Source organism: Curvibacter fontanus (assembly GCF_054780335.1).
The window spans coordinates 223,184-244,294 of sequence record NZ_BAAGWN010000011.1; the positions used below are offsets into that span (position 1 = coordinate 223,184).

The window sequence follows — 21,111 nt, forward strand, 5'->3', positions numbered from 1 at the left end:
CTTCAGCGGCCGGGCGCCAGCCAGGCCTCTGCCAGTTTGACCCAATAGCTGGCGCCCAGGGGGATGAGCTCGTCATTGAAGTCGTAGCTCGGGTTGTGCAGGGTGCAGGGGCCGCCGCCATGGCCCATTTCGCGGTGCACACCATCGCCGTTGCCGATGAAGGCATAAGCGCCGGGTTTGGCCAGCAGCATATAAGCAAAGTCTTCCGCGCCCATCGTGGGCTCCTGCTTGAGCACGTTGGCCTCGCCGACGATGCCGGCCATCACGCCGCGGGCGAAGGCCACTTCCTGCTCGGCATTGATGGTGGGCGGGTAGTTGCGATCGAACTCGAAGTCACAGCGGGCGCCAAAGGCCGCGCAGGTGTGTTGCGCCACCTCGCGCATGCGCGCCTCGATCTGGTCCAGCACCTCCAGCGTGAAAGTGCGCACCGTGCCCTGCAGTTCGCAGCTGTCGGCGATGACGTTGGTGGCGTAGCCCGCGTGGATCATCGTGACGGAGATGACACCGGCGTCGACGGGCTTGATGTTGCGGCTGACGATGGTCTGGAAGGCCTGCACCATCTGACTGGCCACCAGCACCGGATCCACCGCGTTGTGCGGCATGGCCGCGTGCCCGCCCTTGCCGTGGATGGTGATCTTGAATTCGTTGCTCGACGCCATCACCGGCCCCGGGCTCAGTGCAAAAGTACCAGCGCGCATGCCCGGCCAGTTGTGCATGCCGAACACGGCTTGCATGGGGAATTTTTCGAACAGTCCGTCCTTGATCATCTCGTTGGCGCCCGCGCCGCCTTCTTCGGCAGGCTGGAAGATCAGGTAGACGGTGCCGTCGAAGCTGCGCTGCCTGGCCAGGTGCTGTGCTGCCGCCAGCAGCATGGCGGTATGGCCGTCGTGCCCGCAGGCGTGCATCTTGCCGTCGTGGCGGCTGGCATGGGCAAAGGTGTTGCCCTCCTGCAGGGGCAGGGCGTCCATGTCGGCGCGCAGGCCGATGGCGCGTTTCGAGGCGCCCTGCTGGATGATGCCGACCACGCCGGTGCCCCCCAGACCGCGGTGCACGGGGATGCCCCATTCGGTCAGACGGGCCGCGACCAGATCGGCCGTGCGCCGTTCCTGGAAGCTCAGTTCGGGGTGGGCGTGGATGTCACGCCGGATGGCCGCCATGCCGGCGGCCTGGGCGACGATGGAATCGATGACCTTCATGGGTGAGAGTCTATTCCTTCAACCGCCCTTCTGTCAGCCGGGGATATCCCCGGCCCGCTTCAGGTGCGCACTCGCCCGTCGCCGGTCAGCATGGACAGCTCGACAAAACCCGAGCCCACGTGGTCAGAGGCCGAGAAGTTCACCTGGAAGCCGCCCAGGCTCTGGGTCCCGATGGCTTCGATGCCCTGGATCAGCCCTTCGCGGCTCAGCCGCGCGCCGGCACGCCTGAGGCCTTCGGTCACGATCTTGGCCGCCAGATAGCCTTCCATGCTGGAGAAGTTGGCCTGCGCATTGCCACCGGCCTTCCTGACGACTTCGGCCAGTTCGCGCGCGATCGGACGCGAGGCGCTGTAAGGAGAGGGCACCACCTGGGACACCACCACGCCCGCGCCATCCTTGCCGAGCTCATCGACCAGGGCCTGCGTGCCGACAAAGGACACGTTGTAGAAAGTCCCGCCGTAGCCGGCCTTGCGCGCCTCGCGGATGAAGGCCGCGCAGGACTTGTAGGCGCTGATCTGCACCACCGCGTCGGGAGCGGCGGCGGTCAGCGCCTTGGCAGCGGCGGCCACGTTGACGGAATTGCGCTCCACCGTGGCCTGTGCCACCGGCTTGAGTCCTTGCTGCCCCAGCGCCAGCGTCACGCCATCGAGCCCGGCCTTGCCGTAGGCGTCGTTCTGGTAGAAGACCGCGATCTTCCTGAGCCCCAGATTGGTGAGCTGCTTGACGATCAGCGCGGTCTCGTCGTTGTAGGAAGCGCGCAGGTGGAAGACCTGCTTGTTGAAGGGCTCGCGCAAGCCCATGGCGCCCGTGAAGGGCGCGATGAAAGGCACCTGCGCCTTGGTCAGCAGCGGCAGCGCGGCCAGGCTGGTCGGGGTGCCGATATAACCGAACAGCGCGAACACGTCCTCGCCGATCAGCTTCTGGGTATTGGCCGCGCAGCGGTCCGGCTCGTAGCCGTCATCCAGGGTCTTGATCTCGATGGTCTTGCCGGCGATGCCGCCCTGGGCATTGACCTGGTCTAACCAGAGCTTGGCGCCTTGATGGAACTGAATGCCCAGTTCGGCGGCCGGACCGGTGAAGGCGGCCGACTGACCCAGAATGATCTTGCTGCTGCCCTGGGCCTTGAGCAGGGCGGGGGCGGCCAGCAGCGATGCTGCGGCCAGGCCGAATTGGCGACGTGTCGTCATGGTGAACTCTCAAATGCGGACCACTGCGCATGACCATGGCCCAGCGACCATGGCACTGCCTGCTAGAGTGCCCGGAATTGGAAAAGCCCTCGTAAGAGGGCTTTTCTTGTTTGGTTGCGCGAGGAGGATTTGAACCTCCGACCTGGGTTATGAGCGCTCTACTATCACTGTGTAGACCTAGCGACTATATGCGCCATGCAACGATCTTAATTGGCGCAAGTCAATTAAATCAATCACTTAGACCACGCTAGAGATGACGCCGATCTAACCCACAAGATGACGAGTGTCACTGCCGCGTCATCCTGCCACTCCCAAAACTTTTTCAGATGGCATAGAGAATATACGCGAAAGTTGACCATTGGGTACTGACAGCGGCGTGGAATTTGCAAACTTTCGTTTGCCGATTTGCGTCACTTGCCGGATCGTTTGCATATGGCAATTTTTTGCGATAAGCTAAAACCGTTGGGTCGAACTTCTCGGCTCATCGCGCCGCCACATCGGCGCCTTATATATAGCGGATCTGGCCATCCTTAGAGATGGCGGGTACGCATGGCACCGCCAATCAACGCTGCTGCTGACTTTCTGCGTCAGCGATAGCCGCACTCAAAAGATGGCCGACGGAATTCTCCCGTCAGTCGTAATGAGCGCCATTTCCGTTGTTGTGACGAGGAGTCCTGGATCAGCCCGTTGGGCGTGATCCGGGCTCAACCATTCCCTTTTCCTCGCCGTTCTTGCCCGGTCATTCGGTCGGATCTCATCCGCCAAATCCAACCCGGTCATCGCTCTCTACGCTATTGGCGCACCTCATTCAAAGGAAGACCCATGAATCAAACGCGACTACTTACCGACATCACAGACAGTACTCATTTATTAAAAGAAGATCAATGCACCAACAACCAATTCATCGAAAGGATTTTGAAATTATTTGACGCACCACGCGGCGCCCCCGCTTTTCTAACCGTCGTCAGCGCAGCAACCAAGTCCGTCATGCGCCTACTTGAGTGTCTTCCTTCAGCTAATCATCACGCTGATGACGTCAAATACAAATTCAGTGATCTCCTAGACGGAGTCCTCAGCACTCAGCAAGATGATCAGCTAGATGCTCCAAGCGCGCTGAAAGGTCTCAAGCACAAGCACCCATTGTGGTGTCTTCTGGCCGACTCACGCTTACAGAAAAACAACCTCGCACAAATCTATGTGGGTCTTCAAACATTGTTGGCGCTGCAACGCATGAAGCCAGTTCCGTTGAGTGCATCAAGGCACTTAAGCACGATGCTCGGAGAAGATGATGTACCGTCAAGCAGTATCGAAATTCTTCTTGGAGGCATGGCACCCGATGAAACCGTGGATGCCCCCTGGTTGCACAGCCTGCACAAGGCCTGGCGCGATGTCGTACGTCATTTCTCCAGCGCCCCACCACCCCCGCCATCAATTCGAGGTCGCGTTGTCGGGGAGCTGATGAGCAATGTTTTTTCGGCTTCATCCGCCCATCGAGCAGGAGCGACAAAACACCGCAACCTCAGCAACGAACAGACGACACGCGCATATTCCGTGATTGCGCGCGAACTCGACGCCGATTCATTGAGTGGGGCGCTGGGTGTACTGGTGGCGATCACGGGGTTCTCCATAGGTGTAGCAGCTGAAATTGAGCTTCTCGATTCGCTGATCGACGGCGCATGGGTTGCAGGAGTTGCCATCAATGAAGGCACCATCAAAATCGACTTTGGAATGGTCATCAATGAACCGTCTCAAGCCCTGCCGGGCAGCATGCCCTCGTCGTACATGCTCGTCCGCCCTCTTCCCTTGAAGCTGGTCAGAAATTTGAAATCACGTTTTGATCGTTACCCAGCCGCGAAAAAACTGCAGGACCTCTATCCAGAACATGCCCCTCCTAATAGTTCCGCCCGGGTGTACCCATGTCCTGATGACATTGCACCATCATGGTCAAGGCTGCGTTACAGCACGGGGCGCGCACTGCGACAGTTGGGCGTAGATTGCTTGAGCAGCTTCATCACAAACTGCGACCTGAGTCACATCCCTCGCAGCAAGCTCCACTATGCCAGCCTGAGTGCCGCAGAAATCCACCAAGCCATGAGCCGCCTCTACGCCATGACCGAATGGAGTGAACCGGCATCAATCCCGATCGGCTCTATTGGCTTTGGATGCCGTGCAGTACCGACGCATGAAGCCTTGCAACGGCACGACCGGCACCTCGTCGATCTGACAAACCAATACAGCCCAGGAAACCATGCAGGACTTCATCGCCTTCTGACGTTTCACAACAGCTTTATCAGGCTGTCAGCATGGCGACTGTCGGTGCTACTCGCCTTGCGCGAAACAGCCACTGTCGATTTGCCGGCTGATATCGATGAAAACAACGACGCATGGCTGGCACTGCACGACAAGGTGACTCCCAATGATCAGGGTCTACAGCCGGTACCCCTGTGCAAATTCGCCACGCTAACGATCAGAGGGGTGCGCGCCCATTGCAGGATCATGCTCACGCGCCTGTCCCGACAACACACGCCATCGTCCGACTTTGCCCGCTGGTGCAACAGCGTCGCCAATAGTTCGAATATTCGTCTGCTTTGTCTTGCGACTGATACCTGCAAGGTCGTCCCCGTCGCCACGCATGACTTCATACGGTCATTTGACAGTGACTATGAACTGGCCCCGGACTGCGGCCGCAAAGTCATGGAAAACTTCCTCCGGCACGCAGGACTGCCATCCAGCCACATCGACGCGGTTCTGCGCCATTCCATTCGCGGCCAATATCGTCTCAGTGCATTCAGCAACTCCTGCCTCGACACCTGGAGCAGCCGGACCGCGAAAGCGATGGATGCAGTGGCAACTTCCGTTTTCGGCGACGTGGTGTTTGGCCTGTCGAAGGAGTGAGGAATGTCTTTTTCCCGATCGACTCCTGAGCTCACGCCCGGTGTTCTGTTTTCCAGATCCGACGATGGCGCGGTCACATGGTCAGTTTCTATAGACAGCCAAAAACGAGTCAGGCGATTTTTGCAACTTCAGGCGATCGCCATTACCCGCGATCACCATGCCCCAGGAACGTTGCCACTGCGGCTAATCTGCCTGGACGGCGTGCATCCCAAGGCGTTGAAGGAACTCGAAAGTTCACCCTTGGCTCACTATTCAATCGATGGGCGTGCCGCCCTGGAATGGGAAGCCGTTGATCCACCGCACCTCGAGCGACGTTACCTCAGCCCGCTCACCGTCATGGCCTGGTCAGGATCAGTCTCAAGTCTTGATGCTGCCACACGCAGATGGAGCAGTGATCTGATTCAAATCCTTCGTTCTAGCCACGTGTTTGCAGACAAGTCTGACCCCATCAAGGAGCTGACCCTTGACTTTGAATCCTGGTGTAACCAACATTTTCCTGCCAGCCTGGTCGCGCACGCCTGTCGTGTCTTCTGCCTGTCAGCCATTCCACGAGAGGCATGGGCACGCAAGCAAACAGGCATGACCATCAAGGATCAAGACCCGGACGATGGCGTGGACACGGTCTACGAGTGTGGTGCCACATCCAGTCTGCTAGATGTGGCGGAGGACGCCGCAGGTTCCACCATCAACATGGCGGTATTGAACATGACGCTCGACATAATGCGCGAGGAACGCCAAAACGAAATCGACGGCCTCACCAAGCGCCGTTGGGCCCACGGCTTCACCGGTCTTGGCGCCCGTCTGTTGTCCGCGGACCCCAGGACTGCCGTGCTGGTCGCCTGGGCGGCGCATATCTGCGAGAACGGGACCACTCAAACCCCCAACCCTGCCGCCAGTACCGTCAGCAGGTACATCGCTTGTGCTCTGCTCAAGCTAGGCCGAGCGATCAGTGATTTGCCGGACAGCCCGTTCAATTGGCGCACAGAGCAGCTACAGCCCCTCTATGCAACCCTTGTAGCTGAAGAGGCTCCCTCCAACCGTGCCGTCATGAGCGCCGCATTGGCCAGCTTCCATCAATTCCTTACCGAGTGGTTCGATCTGGAGCCATTGGCCCAATCCTTTCTTGGCAATGCCCGCACTGAGAGCCGTGTTCAGGCCAATGTGATCTGGCCACATGAGATTCAGTGGTGCATGAGCACCGCTTCCCAGTGCGCCGATGCACGCATGGGATTGTATTCACAGGCAATTCTGGCTATTGCCGGCAACACGCCGGTGCGCCGCATGGAGTTAATGAGGCTGCGCATCCGCAATGTCAAGTTTGTCACCGGCAACGATGGTCGAGGCGCCGAAATCGAAATCGCTCGCGATGCCCGCCGTGGCCGCCTCAAGTCCATCGACAGCCAAAGGCGTTTGAGCCTGCGTGAACCGGTGGCGTTGGCCGTTGTTCAGAAGCTGGTTGATTTCCGTCGCTCCGAGGGCGCACCGGACAGCGCCTTTCTGTTTGGGGACCCGGGTGATGATGCACAACGCTATCGCCCGTCCTCCTCCGAAAACTATGTGAACGCTCTTTTGAAGTGCGCGACCGGACAACGCTCTATTCGACTCCACACCCTGCGACATACAGCAATCAGCAATGCGGTGTACCTCAGCTGGTTATCCAGTCCCACGGCGGACGTCAGCCCGCTTGAGATGATTGCCGCGATGGCCGGGCATGCTTCCCCTGCAACCACCTTGCGTAGCTACAGTCACCTCTATGAGGAGCCCCTACGCAAGTGGCTTGATGACACCATCTGCGAAAAGTCACAACTGACAACCACGGAATGGGCGAACATTCTCGGCATCAGGCCCAACACGCTTGCTCAAAGGGTGCGACGCACCGGCCTTTCGGCCGCGCATTTGTGTTGGCGCACGCTTGAAGACACTCAGTTGCCGGCCACGTTGCCCACTTCATCCGATCCATTTCAATGGACCACCCCGACTGCACCCCGTGCAAGTCAGGCGGCCCAACAGGGTCTGGTGGTCGGGTCGGTAGTCTGGGCCATTGAGCAAATGCGCGACGGAGCGTCCGACGCGGCCATCGCCCAGCGCATGCTGCTACCGACGGATGTGCTCACTCGCTGGCGAGAGCGGCTCGAATCAGATTTCCGCCGTTGGCTGGGCCTGCAGTTCCCGCGCAAATTCAGTGGCAACAAAGCCGAGGCATTGCGCCTGCCAGCCTTGCTTGTCAGCCTCGGCGCCAGGCTCGAACGGATGTGGCAGCCCAAGTACCAAACCATTGCCTATTATTTGCAAGGCAGCGCGGATGACCGCATGCTCGAGCATGCGGTCGAAAGCTGGCGTCGATGTGCCGTCGGCATCTACCTCTCTCTCGCTGCAGCGGCACGTGCGCGTGATCTGCTGGAGCTGCTTCGCAAGGCGGGTGTCATGTCTTCCTCGCTACGCATTTGCCTGCAGAAGGGTGAGGGTTCTGCGCGGACCAGCGCCTTGGAATTCGACCTGCGTTCGGTGTTCACGCAGGTATTTGATGTCCCTCCGGTGATTCACCGTCGGGGCAATCGCGATGATCGCCCCGTCGCCTACCTGCTTTGGTCATCGGCCGAGACACACGCCACTTCCGGTTCCACCAAAGATGGCGCCGCCGATGAGATCGGGGGCTTGCAGGCCTGGATGGTTTGCATTCATGCGTACCTGATCTTGAAGGAGTCGATGACATGACGAAGACACGCACCCATTCTTTTGCATGGCGGGATTTTGCGGCCAATGGTGTTGCCCTCACGGAGGCCGTTCTTGAAGCAAGGACCCGCGAGTTCAAGGAGGAGTTGTGCACGGATCTGCCGTCCCTGCGCTCCCTGATGGCCAGTTCCCTGGGATTTGAATTCATGCCTGGCGACAACACAATGCAGGTGATCGCCCATCTACTCGAGACACCCCAGCGCGCACTGCGTCTGTCGGTTCGGAAAGACGGCTCCGATGACCTGTTCAATCAAGATATCGCGCGCATCCTAGAAGACCAAGCTCGGTTGCGCGAATCGTATGCCTGGGCGTTTTCCTGCGCGATCAACCCAGCCTCCGATGCCCGTATAGCTGAGTTGCGGAATCGGGCACGCCGTCATGCGCGCAATGGTCAACTCCATATTCACAGTGGACAAAACGGAGAACTTTTCGCCACCGGCCCACGGGTCAAGACCCTGCCACTATGCAAGCCTCAGACCGTCAAGGTCAGGGTACTGGCGATTTCCAGAACCTGGGCTGATGTGCAACTGCAAGAAGATTTGTTTGGCGATGATCAAATCTCTCCGGCATACCAGGCCTTCGAAAAAATTCGCGTTTACCGGGATAGGTATTCTGGCGACGCTGCCACAACGGAACCCATTGCAGAAGCCATGGACTCTCTGACAGACATTGACTTGCGGGTCGTGACGGAACATCGCTGGACTGACGGAATGCCATACCGAGTTACGTTGATCGATTCTCCATAAGGTTGAACCATCAGCCGCATGGGCCTGACTGATGCCCAGACGGTCATGGCTCAATTGCCGGCGGCATTCGAGCACTTCAATGAAGTGCATCCGCATTCGAGTTTGAAAATGAAATCACCCAGGGAGTTCAGGCAGCATCAAGCTGCAAAACGGCGTCAGGGACCAATAGAGCAACCCGCGCTATATTGCGAATAGACCGTGTCCGGGAACACGGGGGGCAGGATCAGTTGACGCTTCAACCGGCTATCGACTGGGTCACTGGACAGATTAAGCACATTGAACTTGTGAAATTCCGGGACGATAAGTCTCCCTGCGTGCCTCGAACACAAAAATTCAGATAGCCCCTGCATTTCACTCACCCAACCGGTTTAATCACAAAGTTGCACTTCAGACTTGAGCTCGCAAAGAAAAGAATATGAAAATATTTTCAATGAAACCGGGGCACGACGGATCAATCGCGCTGATCGACGGCACAGTTGGCAAACTCGAATGGTCGTTCGAGGCCGAAAAGGATAGTTTTCCGCGATTCGAAGTTTTGAATCCAACCCAGTTCGTTAGTGCGGCTGAACAACTTAGTGTTATGCCAGACGTGTTTGCGGTGAGCGGCTGGAGCAAAGGATCGTTGGCAGTCAATGCGCCGATCGGCGCTGGATACTATGGCCATAACCGATCAGCCGTTCAGTATCACGCAACGCGAATGTTTGGCGCTGAGGTTAAATACTTTACTAGCAGCCACGAACGCTCGCACATCTGGTGCAGCTATGGCCTTTCGCCCTTTGAGCAAGGCAAGCCGTGCTACGTGTTGGTATGGGAAGGTGCCCTGGGTGATTTTTATCTTGTAGATGAGAGCCTGCTTGTCACAAACCTCGGTCGTGTAATGGCAACGCCGGGAAACAAGTACTCATTCCTTTACGCGCTGGCCGATCCGACCTTCACCTTGCAAAAAGGCAAACTGCGAAACGAAGATCCAGGCAAACTTATGGCCTTGTGCGCCTACGGCGAATCTGGTGAGATGACCCACGAAGAACAAGAAGTCACCGACTTTCTATTAAAGCACGACAGCATTCTTGCCACACTTGCCAAGGACGACATGCATTGGTCTAAGTTTTACAACATCGGCCTAAAACACCCAGACTTCACGCGTTTGGCCAAACGTTACTCGGATGAGATATTTAACCGCTTCTACCAGTACGCCCAGAAAAACCTCACCGCTGGCTATCCATTGCTTATCTCGGGTGGCTGCGGCCTCAACTGCGACTGGAACACCATGTGGCGAAATAGCGGTTTATTTGAGGACGTGTTTGTACCCCCGTGTACTAACGATACTGGTTCCTCAATCGGTACTGGCATAGACGCTATGCGGGAGTTTACTGGCAAAGCAAAGGTCGAGTGGGACGTTTACAGCGACAAGGCATTTGAGGATGATTCACCCGACATGCCTGACGTCAACACCTTCCCGCTAGAAGCACATCGAGTAGCTCAGTTCCTAGCACAAGAAAAAATCGTTGCATGGACCCATGGTCGTTGCGAAATCGGCCCTCGTGCGCTGGGGAACCGTTCAATTTTGGCTGCACCGTTTACCGACGGAATGCGTAACCGTCTAAACCACATTAAGAAACGTGAAGAATTTCGTCCGGTTGCGCCGATTTGTATGGAGGAAGAGGTGAGCCGCCATTTTGATTGGCAGGGGCCATCTCCGCATATGCTGTACTTTCAGAAAGTCAAGAATACAAATTTGCGGGCCATCACGCACGTGGATGGCACTGCCCGTGCGCAAACAGTCAACGCCGCCCAAAATCCGGCGATTCACAAACTGCTCAGAGCGTTCCGAAGTTTGTCCGGAGTCGGGGTGCTTTGCAACACTTCTCTGAATTTCACCGGAGCAGGCTTTATCAACCGCACCAGCGATCTTTATCAGTACTGCAAAACGACCGGTATCGAAAGTTTTGTTTACAACAATAAATTCTGTGTTTTTAGGGATCGTTGAAAGGGACACCGCCCTACCCCCAACCCAATACCATAAGCTTTTAATCTTACTGCGTCGCAAATATAGACGCAGATTTATTGAGTTGCAATGCGGGCAGTGTCCCAGAACGCTTGCGAGGGCGACGCCCAGTTGGAGGCGCAATGTCATGATCGAGTTTGATACGTGACGCTGCGCGCGCTGAACTTCCCCGAGGGACGTAATTCTTGGGAACAGCAGGTACCTAGCGTTTGATGAGGTTTTTTTACCGCTGGCATCGCTGCCAGCCTTCAGTCGCGGTGCCATCAAGAAGCCGTACGCGGCAATGCTCAGACTGGCGTGGTGATTCATCCCCGCCAGCCCGTCCCTCGTGTCGTGGTGACCCAGCCCCAGATCCTGCTTCAAGTCCTGGTAATCGCGCTCAATGCGCCAGCGCATGTGCGCGGTGGTGTCAAGAAACTCCTCTACGTTACCAGTTAGACGATGAACCATGGACTGAACACACGCCTTGCAAAAGCAATCGGCAGCTGGAAGCTGATCTTCCATGAGTGCGAATACGGCCTGACAGACCTAACTTCCCGAGATTAATCTTTTCAATAAAAACAACTACTTAGAGATGCGAATAGGGGTATTCCCTTGAACCGTCCATGTTGGCGCGTGACTTGCAGTACATCGTAGGCCCGCCCTCAATGGGTTGGCACCTCCCTGAACGCCTTGGGCCGCGGGGGCCGACCAAGATCAAAAAGCAACTGGAGACATGCCACGATGGAAACTTTTTACGAGGTGATGCGCCGCCAAGGCATATCCCGCCGCAGTTTTTTGAAATATTGTTCCCTGACCGCTACGTCATTGGGTCTCGGGCCGGCTTTTGTGCCGCAAATTGCGCACGCTATGGAAAACAAGCCGCGCACGCCTGTTCTCTGGCTGCATGGGCTGGAGTGTACGTGCTGCTCTGAATCTTTCATTCGCTCGGCGCATCCACTGGCCAAGGATGTCGTGCTATCCATGATTTCTCTGGACTATGACGACACATTGATGGCTGCTGCCGGCCACCAGGCAGAAGCCATCCTTGAGGAGATCATGGTCAAGTACAAGGGCAACTATATCCTCGCAGTGGAGGGTAACCCGCCGCTGAACCAGGATGGCATGAGCTGCATCATTGGTGGCAAGCCCTTTATCGAGCAGTTGAAGCATGTGGCCAAAGACGCGAAGGCGATCATCTCCTGGGGCTCATGTGCCTCATGGGGGTGTGTGCAGGCGGCCAAGCCCAACCCGACACAGGCCACGCCAGTTCACAAGGTGATCTTTGACAAGCCCATCATCAAGGTGCCAGGTTGCCCGCCGATTGCCGAGGTGATGACGGGGGTCATCACCTACATGTTGACATTTGACCGAATTCCAGAACTGGACCGTCAAGGCCGTCCGAAGATGTTCTACAGCCAGCGCATTCACGACAAATGTTACCGTCGTTCGCATTTCGACGCAGGCCAGTTTGTCGAGGCCTGGGACGACGAGTCGGCGCGCAAGGGCTACTGTCTATATAAGATGGGATGCAAAGGTCCAACAACCTACAACGCTTGCTCTACGGTTCAATGGAATGAGGGAACCAGCTTCCCCATCAAGGCGGGCCACGGCTGTATCGGATGTTCGGAAGATGGCTTCTGGGACAAGGGCTCGTTCTACAACCGCCTGACTGACATCAACCAGTTTGGCATTGAGGCCAATGCCGACAAGGTCGGCGGTGCGGCAGCAGCAGTCGTAGGTGCGGCAGCGGTCGCCCACGCGGCAGTTTCGGCCATCAAGCGTGCCACCCAAAAACCAGACACCCGTCAAAGTGAGTCAGCTTCTGCTGATCGCTAAGGCACAACACAAGACAAAAAAGGAAGCAACATGGGTGCATACGAAACGCAAGGTTTCAAGATGGACAACACGGGTCGCCGCATCGTGGTCGATCCGGTTACACGCATCGAGGGCCATATGCGCTGCGAGGTCAATCTCGACAGCAATAACGTGATCCGCAACGCAGTCTCTACGGGGACGATGTGGCGTGGGCTGGAAGTGATTCTTAAGGGGCGTGACCCCCGCGACGCTTGGGCATTCGTGGAGCGGATCTGTGGCGTCTGCACGGGCTGTCATGCGCTGACTTCAGTGCGCGCCGTGGAGGACGCGCTGGGCATCGTGATTCCGAAAAATGCCTACTTGATCCGCGAGATCATGGCCAAGACGCTGCAGGTGCACGATCACGCTGTGCATTTCTATCATCTGCATGCTCTGGACTGGGTGGACGTGGTGTCGGCTCTGAAGGCTGACCCGAAGAAAACCTCTGAACTGCAGCAGACAGTTTCACCAAGCCATCCTCTGTCGTCGCCCGGTTACTTCCGTGACGTCCAGAATCGTCTCAAGAAGTTCGTGGAAAGTGGGCAACTCGGGCCCTTCATGAACGGCTACTGGGGCTCCAAAGCCTATGTTTTGCCGCCCGAAGCCAACTTGATGGCCGTGACGCACTACCTCGAAGCACTGGACTTGCAGAAGGAATGGGTCAAGATCCATACCATCTTCGGCGGCAAAAATCCGCACCCGAACTATCTCGTGGGCGGCATGCCCTGTGCGATCAACATCGACAAGGATGGCGCGGCCGGTGCTCCGGTCAACATGGAGCGCCTGAATTTTGTTGAAGCCCGCATCAAGGAAATGATCGAGTTCAATAATAATGTCTATATCCCCGACGTATTAGCCATTGGCACCCTCTACAAGCAAGCAGGGTGGCTCTACGGCGGCGGCTTGTCTGCCACCAATGTAATGGACTACGGCACCTATGAAAAGATCATGGGCGACCACAGCACGCAGAAACTTCCCGGCGGCGTGATTCTGGATGGCAACTGGGACAAGATTCACCCCATCGACCCCCGCGATCCAGAGCAGGTGCAAGAATTTGTGCCGCACAGCTGGTACAAATACGCCGATGAGTCCAAGGGTCTGCATCCTTGGGATGGCGTGACAGAACCCAACTACGTGTTGGGTGACAAGACCAAGGGAACACGGACTGACATCAAGGAAATTGACGAGAGCGCCAAGTACTCCTGGATCAAGTCCCCGCGTTGGCGCGGGCGTTCCGTGGAAGTGGGGCCCTTGGCGCGCTACATCCTGGGCTACGCCCATGCATCGCAGGGAAATAAGTACGCCCAGCGCGTCAAGGAGCAGGTGGACCAGTCTGCCATGATGATCAACTCAGGCATACCCAAGGCATTGGGCATACCCGAAACGCGATACACCGTCAAACAGCTGATGCCCAGCACCATTGGCCGCACGCTGGCGCGGGCGCTAGAGTCGCAGTACTGCGCTGAAATGATGTATGACGATTTCAAGGAGATGGTCGCGAACATCAAATCGGGGGATACCGCTACGGCCAACGTCGAAAAGTGGGATCCGGCCACTTGGCCGAAGGAAGCCAAGGGTGTGGGTACGGTCGCGGCCCCGCGTGGCGCCCTGGGTCACTGGATCAAGATCAAGGATGGCCGCATTGAGAACTATCAGTGCGTGGTACCTACCACCTGGAATGGCAGCCCGCGCGACAACAAGGGCCAGATCGGCGCGTTCGAAGCCAGCCTGATGAACACGCCCATGGTGAACCCCGAGCAACCGGTGGAAATTTTGCGAACGTTGCACTCGTTCGATCCCTGCCTGGCGTGCTCCACCCATGTCATGAGCCCCGAGGGTCAAGAACTCACCAGCGTGAAAGTGCGTTGAGCGCACCGCTTGCAATCCGTTCTGTTTTCATAGGAGACATTTCAAAGTGAAAAAAATCAACTTTTTGCGGTCTATAGCGACGGCGGCCATGATGGCGACGATAGCTTCAGCACAGGCGCATACCGGGCATGGCACCAGCAGCCTTTTTGAAGGCCTGGTCCATCCCTTTGGCCTGGATCATCTGCTGGCCATGGTTGCCGTTGGCGTGTGGTCGGTCAAGGCCCTTCCCGCCAATAAAGCTTGGTGGGGGCCATCGGCATTTATGCTGGCCTTGATGCTCGGAGCAGTGGCGGGCGCGATGGGTGTGACCGTGCCGTATCTTGAACACGCGGTATCTCTGAGTGTGATGCTGTTTGGGGTCATGCTGGTGTTCGCTCGCGTGCAAATGCCTATTGCCGCAGGACTGTGCCTGGTCGCTGTGGCCGCGTCACTGCACGGCTTAGCGCACGGCTCAGAAGCACCAGAGAGTGGCTTTGCGGGTTACGCCACTGGCTTTCTTCTTGCAACGGCCGCTCTGCACATTGGTGGCATGGCAATCGGTCTTGGCATTCGACGCTATCTCGCCAACAAGGCGGCCTGGGTTTTGGGCGGCCTGGGTGCTTGCTACGGCGGCGCAGGTGCCTACCTGCTGAGCCAACTTTGATTCGATCCTGATGCGCGCCGTGGGCTGCATCGAATGCAGACCACGCGTTGCCCCACAAACCTAGCCAGCAGGAGATTGATTAATGAGCAAGACAAGCACGTCGGCCAGTGCCGCCGACTTTCACAGGCCCACAGAAACAGACGAGGAAGCCGTCGCTCATGCCTTATCGATCAAGTCGGTTTACGTCTTCGAGGCCCCGGTGCGCATCTGGCACTGGATTAATGCCTTGGCGATTACTGTGCTTGCCGTTACCGGCTATTTCATCGGCTCGCCGCTGCCAACGCAGCCGGGTGAGGCCAGTGCCAACTATCTGATGGGCTACATCCGTTTCGCGCACTTTGCTGCTGGTTACATGCTGGCAGTGGGTCTGCTGGGGCGGATTTATTGGGCGGTGGCTGGGAACAGCCATGCCCGTGAATTGTTCTCGGTGCCCATCTTTCAACGTGTCTATTGGCGAGAAGTCTTGGGCATGATGAAGTGGTACGCGTTTCTTAGCCCGCGTCCCGGCCGTTATGTGGGACACAACCCCTTGGCCCGGTTTGCCATGTTCTTCATGTTCCTGCTGACGGCACTGTTCATGGTGGTGACAGGTTTTGCCCTCTATGGCGAAGGTGCGCAAGCTGGCTCCTGGGCCGACCGCGTCTTCGGCTGGGTGATTCCGCTGTTCGGTCAGTCGCAAGATGTGCATACATGGCATCACTTGGGCATGTGGAGCCTGATCGTTTTTATCATCGTGCATGTGTATGCAGCGATCCGCGAGGACATCATGGGCCGCTCCAGCGTGGTTAGCACGATGATTTCCGGCCACCGCACGTTCAAGGATTGATCATCGTGGAAGCCGCGTGGCGTCAATTACCGGTATCAAAGGGTGTCCCATCCGGTGTGCCGCCACGCGCACCTTGGCACCCAGGGCGCTTTTTGAGCCGTAATTACCTGGCGCCCTTGGGCCTGTCACAGACAGAGGCCGCCCGCCTTTTGGGTGTTTCCCGTCGCCGCCTGCATGAACTTGTGCAGGGCCAGCGCGATATGACCCCAGACACCGCCATCCGCTGCGCGTTGGTGTTTCGCTCAGACACCAATTTTTGGCTGGCTCTGCAAGCCGCCTGGGACAGTTTCCATGCCTGGAAACAACTGCGCTCCCAACTGGACGATCAGCCCAGCATTCGTCACCCCTTTTGAAGGAATGATTCAAGCATGAGCACCAGTTTGCCTCAAACGGCCTGTCACCACCCTGGTGACAGGCCCGAAACCATTTGCGTGCTGGGCATCGGCAACGTTCTGTGGGCCGATGAAGGGTTTGGTGTGCGATGCATCCAGGCACTGCAAAGCCGCTACGAATTTGCGCCCCACGTTCAACTGATTGATGGTGGTACACAGGGTCTGTATCTGATCCAACATGTGCAGGATGCGTCACGGTTGCTCATATTCGATGCCATTGACTATGGCTTGGAACCAGGCACCTTGAAAACGGTGGAAGACGATGAAGTTCCCCGCTTCATGGGGGCCAAAAAAATGAGCTTGCACCAGACTGGTTTTCAAGAGGTTCTGATGCTGGCGCAACTGACTGAAAAATTCCCGCACGCTGTTTTGTTGATCGGCTGCCAGCCGGAGGAACTTGACGACTATGGCGGCAGCCTGCGGCCCTGTGTGAAGCGCGCCATGGAAGATGCCTTGGCTTTGGGTGTGGATGCGTTGCGCCGCTGGGGTGCTCAGCCGATTCCGCGCACCCGACCGCTTACTGAGCGCGAGACGGTGTCATTCGCCCAACTTGACTTGGCACTTTATGAAGGCCAACGTCCCGACGAGGCGCTGGCTTGCCGGGTTGGCGACGAGCGCTTTTTTCCTCCCTCCGCGATTCCAGTCTGAAGGCCAAACACCATGTGTATCGGTATTCCCATGCAAGTTGTCGCCGTCGAACCAGGTCATGCCCGGTGCACCGGCCGTGGTGACCTGCGCCGCGTGAACACAGCTCTGGTGGGCGCGGTAGCGCTCGATGAATGGCTTCTCATTTTTATCGACAGCGCGCAAGAGCGCATCAGTATTGAGCGAGCACAGGAAATCAATGCCACGCTTGACCTTATGGAAGCTGCGCTTCATGGCGAGAGCCACGATATCAGTGTGGGCTTTGCATTGCCTTCGGCCATGAGCCTGGAACAGATTCTGGCGCTGTCCGGTACGCATCAACAACAACCTTTGGAGACGTCTCTTGAACACTGAAACCGTTGACGCTGTGGGCAGCGAAGCCCTTGTAAAACTGCCCGTTCAACCACCTCGATCGGCACCAGAAACCTCACCCTTGATTGAACGCCTGGTCACTGTTCACGGCGCAACCTGGGTTGATGAAACCAGCATTGATGCGTGGGCGGCCGAAGGCGGTGACCGCGTCGTGCTATTTGCCGGTGACCCGGTGCAGTTTCCGGAAGGTCTGGATGTCGCCGTGGTTTTGCCAGAATTGCAACGCTGTTTCCCCGGACGCTTCAAAGTGGCCGTGGTGCCGCGCCAGTTGGAGCAGGCTTTGGCGCTACGGTACGGATCGCAACGCTGGCCCACGCTTTTATTTCTGCGCGATGGCCAGTACGTCACTACACTGTGCGGCATGCACGACTGGGACGAGTATGTACAAGAGATGGCCAGGGCCTTGGCCATGCCCGTGTCTCGTGCGCCAACGATTGGCATTCCCGTGGTCAACGCCACCGCGTCTGGCACTTCCTGTCACTAATAAGGTGTGTGATGAAAGACTTTCCCATTCCTGTCGTCAGTATCGGTCCCGGCAGCCAAGTCGAGGATGAAATTCTGGATTACATGCCTATGCCGCAGGGCATGGAAACCTTCCGCCCCCCCGCGTTACCTGAGCCCGAAGAAATTGCGGCACGCGTAGGTGCGCATGTCGCTCTGCGCGAGGCATTAGCGCTGCTTGAGGAAGTTCGCCACGGCGGCCCCAATCGCAGCGTTGATTTGGGCCATTTGTCGCTGCCCGATCTGAAGCTAATCAATCAGGTGCTCGGTGAAGGCGAAGTCAGCGCAATAGTCAAAGGCACAGACACCGGCACGGGGCAGTCTCAGGTTGAGTTGAGCGTGCAGGAGTCGGTCTTTGCCGGTGTCTGGCGCGTCATACAGTCCGTCAACGGTGCTGTGGCAGCAGACACTCTGGAACTGGGCGCTGTACCTGAGGTACTCAAGACTGCCGCTCAGCAGGACGTCTGGCCCACCGTGCCACGCTGGCAGGGCGCATTGCCCCCCAATGTGCAGAATGCACCTTCACTACTGGCCGAGATTGAGGAGCAGTGGCGCACTTGGCGGCCGGGCCAGCCCCCGCACGTGGTGAACCTCACATTGCTGCCCATGTCCAATGAAGACATCGGTTTTCTCGACCATCATCTGGGCACAGGCCGGGTCTTGATTCTCTCGCGGGGGTATGGCAACTGTCGCATCACGAACACCTGCACACCCAATTGCTGGCGCGTGGTCTACTACAACTCGCAAGACTTGGTAATCCTCAACACCGTTGAGGTCACCGGGATACCGGAGGTGGCACTGGCCGCACCTGAAGATTTGCACGATTCCTATGAACGCCTCAAGGAAGTGCTTGAATGGGTGGAGCACGCATGATCTCCTCCAGCGGGCCCCGCTTTGAAGGCAGTTACCTTGGCAACAGTGCGCAGTTGCCTGCTGCCGCCCGGCTGGAGTGCAAGATTTGCTGGTGGGTCTATGACCCAGCGCAGGGCGATCCAGTGTGGCAGGTGAATCCGGGCACCGCGTTTAGCGACCTGCCTGCCCACTGGCGCTGCCCCGTGTGCGATGGGGACGCCGATCAGTTCATGGTGTTGGTGGACGCCACCTGAGCGTATTTGCACATGGGCGCCATCACACCCGCAACGCTAACGCCCCGCATCGACGCGTTGACGGCCTTGTTCGAGAACGTGGGCCGGACGCGCATGGCGGGTGTGCCAATTTTGAACCCGGCACTACGTGTTGAGGCTCTGGGCTTTGAACTGTGCGAGACTGTTGTAGCCCATTCAGCCCCTGTAGCGGCTCCAACGCCAGCCGGCGCCTTGGCCCAAGCCAGCGAAAAGGTGAGTGCAGTAGGCATCCTGATTACCCCATGGTTTATGAACCTGGTCTGGCTCCCTTTGGAGCGCATCGATCAGCCAGGTACGGCAGGGAGCAGTCGCTCCCACCGTGTTGGGGTCAAAAATTTTGATTTCATCGCGAGCTATGAACCCACTTTTGGCAGTTACGAAGCCTGTTCGCTCTTTTCACCCATGTTCGAATTCACTGACCATGCGGCGGCGTGTGCCACAGCCCAAGCGGTTTTGGCGGAGTTGCGCCAACCACCGGCTCCAGCTCCGGTCACGGCTGCCCCGGCCAAAGAGGCCGTAGCACAGGCCAAACCATCCGACCTGGCGGCGCGCCGGACCTTCCTTTTTGGTCGTCGACCGTCCTCCGGGAGTACGGTATGAGCTTGTTGCGATCGGATGACCTTGCTGGGGTGCTGCGTGTAACGCCAGGCCAGCCGCGCCCGCACAATTTGATTAGTACCCGACGCGACTGGGCTGCCCTGCTCACCCGTGGGGTGCCGGCAGCCTCATTACCGACCAGGCTTGGTAGCCTTTTTAGCCTGTGCGGTCATGCACACCGGCTATGCGCGGAGATGGCAGTGGCTGCGGCCCAAAGCCTAGCGCCCGCTGCTGGGACGACCGCTGCCAAAGACCTGCAACGGGAAACCCTGCGCGAACATGTGCGCCGCATTGGGCTGGATTGGCCGGCGCAACTGGCGTCCACGCTTGCATACGATCAAGTCAGGCTGCAAGCCCATACTGCATTGCAACTGTGCCCAGTATTTGGCGCAGAGGCACCACCGCCGTCGGGTGCATCGCACAATGAGCCGTGGCATGGCCTTCAGCATTGGTTGTCTGTGCATGTGCTTGGCTTGCCTGCGCAAGAATGGTTAACGCATTGGGAAAAAAGCCCGGCGGCATGGTTGCGTTCATGGAGCGAGGGCACCGAACTCTGGCTGCCACGGCTGTTGCGTCAGGCCCGAGCGCTGGTAGACAAAGTGACGCCCGCAGCATCATTTTTGCGCGTGCATGCCAGCGCGACTGATTTGAGGGTGCTGGCCGACTCCTTGCACCGGGAGCCCGGCTTTAGCCGCCAACCGTTGTGGCGCGCCGAGTGTGCTGAAACCGGGCCTTGGACGCGCTTGCACCAGACCCGACCTGAGTTGATCAACACCCCATGGCTACGCCTGGGTTCGCGCCTGGCAGAGTTGGTGCGCCTCGCGTTGGCCGACGAACCTGCACGCAGTGGCGCGCAATGGCTGGCGGTGGGCAGCATGACATCAGCCTCGCTGACCGGAATGGCTTGGGTCGAAATGGCTCGTGGCCTGCTGGTTCACCATGTTCAACTTGACGGTACGGGCCACGATGCACGGGTGGTGTCGTGTCAAGTGCTTGCCCCAACAGAATGGAATTTCCACCCCCACGGCGCAGTCGCGCAAGCCCTTGAAAACCTGCACCCTTCCACCAACCCAGATGTTTACCGCGAGGTCAATCTTCTCCTGAGCGCCTACGATCCCTGTGTGAAACATGAATTCTTTACTCAACCGAGCGGGCTCGCCAATCAATCACCGGAGGGTTTCCATGCATGAGGCCAGTCTGGCGGGGGGTATTCTCAAACTGGTGGAAGACGCCGCGGTTCGCGAAGGGTTTCACCGCGTCACCCTGCTTCGGCTCGAAGCGGGACAACTTGCTGGTGTCGAAGCACGTGCCCTGCGGTTCGCGCTCGAGGCATTGGCGCCAGGAACCTGCCTGCAGGATGCTCGCTTTGACATTGACGAGCCGCCCGGCCAAGCTTGGTGCATGCCCTGCAGTGAGTCGGTCATGATCGGGCAACGTGGCGACGCTTGCCCGGTTTGTGGCCGCTACCAGCTTCAACCCACGGGTGGCACTGAGCTGCGCGTGGTGGATATGCTGGTGGAAGATAACTGACATGACAAACAAGG

Annotated in this window: 19 protein-coding genes and 2 pseudogenes; 18 read left to right on the forward strand and 3 right to left on the reverse strand. The window is 57.9% G+C overall.

Annotated features, from left to right (window positions below; translation table 11 throughout):
• Positions 1-2: 2 nt before the first annotated feature.
• On the reverse strand, positions 3-1,196 hold the full coding sequence (locus ACYVH8_RS07170) for a M20 aminoacylase family protein (protein ID WP_460488194.1): 1,194 nt from the start codon (positions 1,194-1,196) through the stop codon (positions 3-5).
• Between the two features lie 59 nt (positions 1,197-1,255).
• The gene (locus ACYVH8_RS07175; protein ID WP_460488195.1) at positions 1,256-2,383 is read right to left on the reverse strand and encodes an ABC transporter substrate-binding protein; all 1,128 of its coding nucleotides are present in this window, start codon (positions 2,381-2,383) and stop codon (positions 1,256-1,258) included.
• Between the two features lie 822 nt (positions 2,384-3,205).
• Between ACYVH8_RS07175 and ACYVH8_RS07180 the strand changes: the two genes are divergently transcribed.
• The 5 genes and pseudogenes from ACYVH8_RS07180 (at position 3,206) to ACYVH8_RS07200 (ending at position 10,744) form a co-directional block, all read left to right on the forward strand.
• On the forward strand, positions 3,206-5,278 hold the full coding sequence (locus ACYVH8_RS07180; RefSeq protein ID WP_460488196.1) for a hypothetical protein: 2,073 nt from the start codon (positions 3,206-3,208) through the stop codon (positions 5,276-5,278).
• Positions 5,279-5,281: 3 nt separating this feature from the next.
• On the forward strand, positions 5,282-7,993 hold the full coding sequence (locus ACYVH8_RS07185) for a tyrosine-type recombinase/integrase (RefSeq protein WP_460488197.1): 2,712 nt from the start codon (positions 5,282-5,284) through the stop codon (positions 7,991-7,993).
• Entirely contained in the window at positions 7,990-8,757 is a 768-nt protein-coding gene (locus tag ACYVH8_RS07190; protein WP_322276997.1) for a hypothetical protein, read from the forward strand. The genes ACYVH8_RS07185 and ACYVH8_RS07190 overlap by 4 nt, the downstream gene beginning before the upstream one ends.
• A gap of 9 nt (positions 8,758-8,766) precedes the next feature.
• Positions 8,767-8,952, forward strand: a pseudogene (locus tag ACYVH8_RS07195) (integrase core domain-containing protein); the annotation flags it as partial.
• A 220-nt stretch (positions 8,953-9,172) separates the two neighbouring features.
• Positions 9,173-10,744: a carbamoyltransferase C-terminal domain-containing protein gene (locus ACYVH8_RS07200; protein ID WP_322277000.1), complete on the forward strand. Its 1,572-nt coding sequence runs from the start codon at positions 9,173-9,175 to the stop codon at positions 10,742-10,744.
• Between the two features lie 160 nt (positions 10,745-10,904).
• Here the strand turns inward: ACYVH8_RS07200 and ACYVH8_RS07205 are convergent.
• Positions 10,905-11,164, reverse strand: a pseudogene (locus ACYVH8_RS07205) (IS701 family transposase); the annotation flags it as partial.
• Between the two features lie 321 nt (positions 11,165-11,485).
• Here ACYVH8_RS07205 and ACYVH8_RS07210 point away from each other — a divergent pair.
• From ACYVH8_RS07210 to ACYVH8_RS07270, 13 genes are all read left to right on the forward strand, one after another.
• Positions 11,486-12,580 (forward strand): hydrogenase small subunit, encoded by a 1,095-nt coding sequence (locus ACYVH8_RS07210; RefSeq protein ID WP_322277002.1) that lies wholly within the window; start codon positions 11,486-11,488, stop codon positions 12,578-12,580.
• 30 nt (positions 12,581-12,610) lie between these two features.
• Positions 12,611-14,467 carry a nickel-dependent hydrogenase large subunit gene (locus tag ACYVH8_RS07215; RefSeq protein ID WP_460488198.1) on the forward strand — a complete coding sequence of 619 codons (1,857 nt, stop codon included), beginning with the start codon at positions 12,611-12,613 and terminating at the stop codon, positions 14,465-14,467.
• Positions 14,468-14,513: 46 nt separating this feature from the next.
• Entirely contained in the window at positions 14,514-15,110 is a 597-nt protein-coding gene (locus tag ACYVH8_RS07220) for a HupE/UreJ family protein (RefSeq protein ID WP_322277006.1), read from the forward strand.
• Between the two features lie 82 nt (positions 15,111-15,192).
• Positions 15,193-15,936: a Ni/Fe-hydrogenase, b-type cytochrome subunit gene (gene cybH, locus ACYVH8_RS07225; protein ID WP_322277008.1), complete on the forward strand. Its 744-nt coding sequence runs from the start codon at positions 15,193-15,195 to the stop codon at positions 15,934-15,936.
• Between the two features lie 56 nt (positions 15,937-15,992).
• Positions 15,993-16,289 (forward strand): HigA family addiction module antitoxin, encoded by a 297-nt coding sequence (locus tag ACYVH8_RS07230; RefSeq protein WP_322277012.1) that lies wholly within the window; start codon positions 15,993-15,995, stop codon positions 16,287-16,289.
• Between the two features lie 15 nt (positions 16,290-16,304).
• Positions 16,305-16,976 carry a HyaD/HybD family hydrogenase maturation endopeptidase gene (locus ACYVH8_RS07235; protein ID WP_322271667.1) on the forward strand — a complete coding sequence of 224 codons (672 nt, stop codon included), beginning with the start codon at positions 16,305-16,307 and terminating at the stop codon, positions 16,974-16,976.
• A gap of 12 nt (positions 16,977-16,988) precedes the next feature.
• Positions 16,989-17,327 carry a HypC/HybG/HupF family hydrogenase formation chaperone gene (locus ACYVH8_RS07240; protein ID WP_322271665.1) on the forward strand — a complete coding sequence of 113 codons (339 nt, stop codon included), beginning with the start codon at positions 16,989-16,991 and terminating at the stop codon, positions 17,325-17,327.
• A complete protein-coding gene (locus ACYVH8_RS07245) occupies positions 17,317-17,829 on the forward strand; it encodes a thioredoxin domain-containing protein (RefSeq protein ID WP_322271664.1) in 513 nt (170 codons plus the stop codon). The genes ACYVH8_RS07240 and ACYVH8_RS07245 overlap by 11 nt, the downstream gene beginning before the upstream one ends.
• 11 nt (positions 17,830-17,840) lie before the next feature.
• Positions 17,841-18,719 carry a hydrogenase expression/formation protein gene (locus ACYVH8_RS07250; protein ID WP_322271663.1) on the forward strand — a complete coding sequence of 293 codons (879 nt, stop codon included), beginning with the start codon at positions 17,841-17,843 and terminating at the stop codon, positions 18,717-18,719.
• Positions 18,716-18,952, forward strand: a complete 237-nt coding sequence (locus tag ACYVH8_RS07255) for a rubredoxin (RefSeq protein WP_322271662.1) — start codon at positions 18,716-18,718, stop codon at positions 18,950-18,952. Before ACYVH8_RS07250 ends, ACYVH8_RS07255 begins: the two co-directional genes overlap by 4 nt.
• Positions 18,953-18,964: 12 nt before the next feature.
• A complete protein-coding gene (hybE, locus tag ACYVH8_RS07260) occupies positions 18,965-19,570 on the forward strand; it encodes a [NiFe]-hydrogenase assembly chaperone HybE (protein ID WP_322271661.1) in 606 nt (201 codons plus the stop codon).
• 197 nt (positions 19,571-19,767) lie between these two features.
• On the forward strand, positions 19,768-20,757 hold the full coding sequence (locus ACYVH8_RS07265; RefSeq protein WP_460488199.1) for a hypothetical protein: 990 nt from the start codon (positions 19,768-19,770) through the stop codon (positions 20,755-20,757).
• Positions 20,750-21,097, forward strand: a complete 348-nt coding sequence (locus ACYVH8_RS07270; protein WP_322271659.1) for a hydrogenase maturation nickel metallochaperone HypA/HybF — start codon at positions 20,750-20,752, stop codon at positions 21,095-21,097. Before ACYVH8_RS07265 ends, ACYVH8_RS07270 begins: the two co-directional genes overlap by 8 nt.
• Positions 21,098-21,111: the final 14 nt, after the last annotated feature.

Bases quoted from the DNA above. Each gene is read 5' to 3' on its own strand.
- ACYVH8_RS07255 (WP_322271662.1), top strand. From the start codon at position 18,716: ATGATCTCCTCCAGCGGGCCCCGCTTTGAAGGCAGTTACCTTGGCAAC.
- ACYVH8_RS07215 (WP_460488198.1), top strand. From the start codon at position 12,611: ATGGGTGCATACGAAACGCAAGGTTTCAAGATGGACAACACGGGTCGC.
- ACYVH8_RS07235 (WP_322271667.1), top strand. From the start codon at position 16,305: ATGAGCACCAGTTTGCCTCAAACGGCCTGTCACCACCCTGGTGACAGG.
- ACYVH8_RS07210 (WP_322277002.1), top strand. From the start codon at position 11,486: ATGGAAACTTTTTACGAGGTGATGCGCCGCCAAGGCATATCCCGCCGC.
- ACYVH8_RS07175 (WP_460488195.1), bottom strand. From the start codon at position 2,383: ATGACGACACGTCGCCAATTCGGCCTGGCCGCAGCATCGCTGCTGGCC.
- ACYVH8_RS07270 (WP_322271659.1), top strand. From the start codon at position 20,750: ATGCATGAGGCCAGTCTGGCGGGGGGTATTCTCAAACTGGTGGAAGAC.
- ACYVH8_RS07180 (WP_460488196.1), top strand. From the start codon at position 3,206: ATGAATCAAACGCGACTACTTACCGACATCACAGACAGTACTCATTTA.
- hybE (WP_322271661.1), top strand. From the start codon at position 18,965: ATGGGCGCCATCACACCCGCAACGCTAACGCCCCGCATCGACGCGTTG.
- ACYVH8_RS07250 (WP_322271663.1), top strand. From the start codon at position 17,841: ATGAAAGACTTTCCCATTCCTGTCGTCAGTATCGGTCCCGGCAGCCAA.
- ACYVH8_RS07200 (WP_322277000.1), top strand. From the start codon at position 9,173: ATGAAAATATTTTCAATGAAACCGGGGCACGACGGATCAATCGCGCTG.
- ACYVH8_RS07240 (WP_322271665.1), top strand. From the start codon at position 16,989: ATGTGTATCGGTATTCCCATGCAAGTTGTCGCCGTCGAACCAGGTCAT.
- ACYVH8_RS07170 (WP_460488194.1), bottom strand. From the start codon at position 1,196: ATGAAGGTCATCGATTCCATCGTCGCCCAGGCCGCCGGCATGGCGGCC.
- ACYVH8_RS07185 (WP_460488197.1), top strand. From the start codon at position 5,282: ATGTCTTTTTCCCGATCGACTCCTGAGCTCACGCCCGGTGTTCTGTTT.
- ACYVH8_RS07190 (WP_322276997.1), top strand. From the start codon at position 7,990: ATGACGAAGACACGCACCCATTCTTTTGCATGGCGGGATTTTGCGGCC.
- cybH (WP_322277008.1), top strand. From the start codon at position 15,193: ATGAGCAAGACAAGCACGTCGGCCAGTGCCGCCGACTTTCACAGGCCC.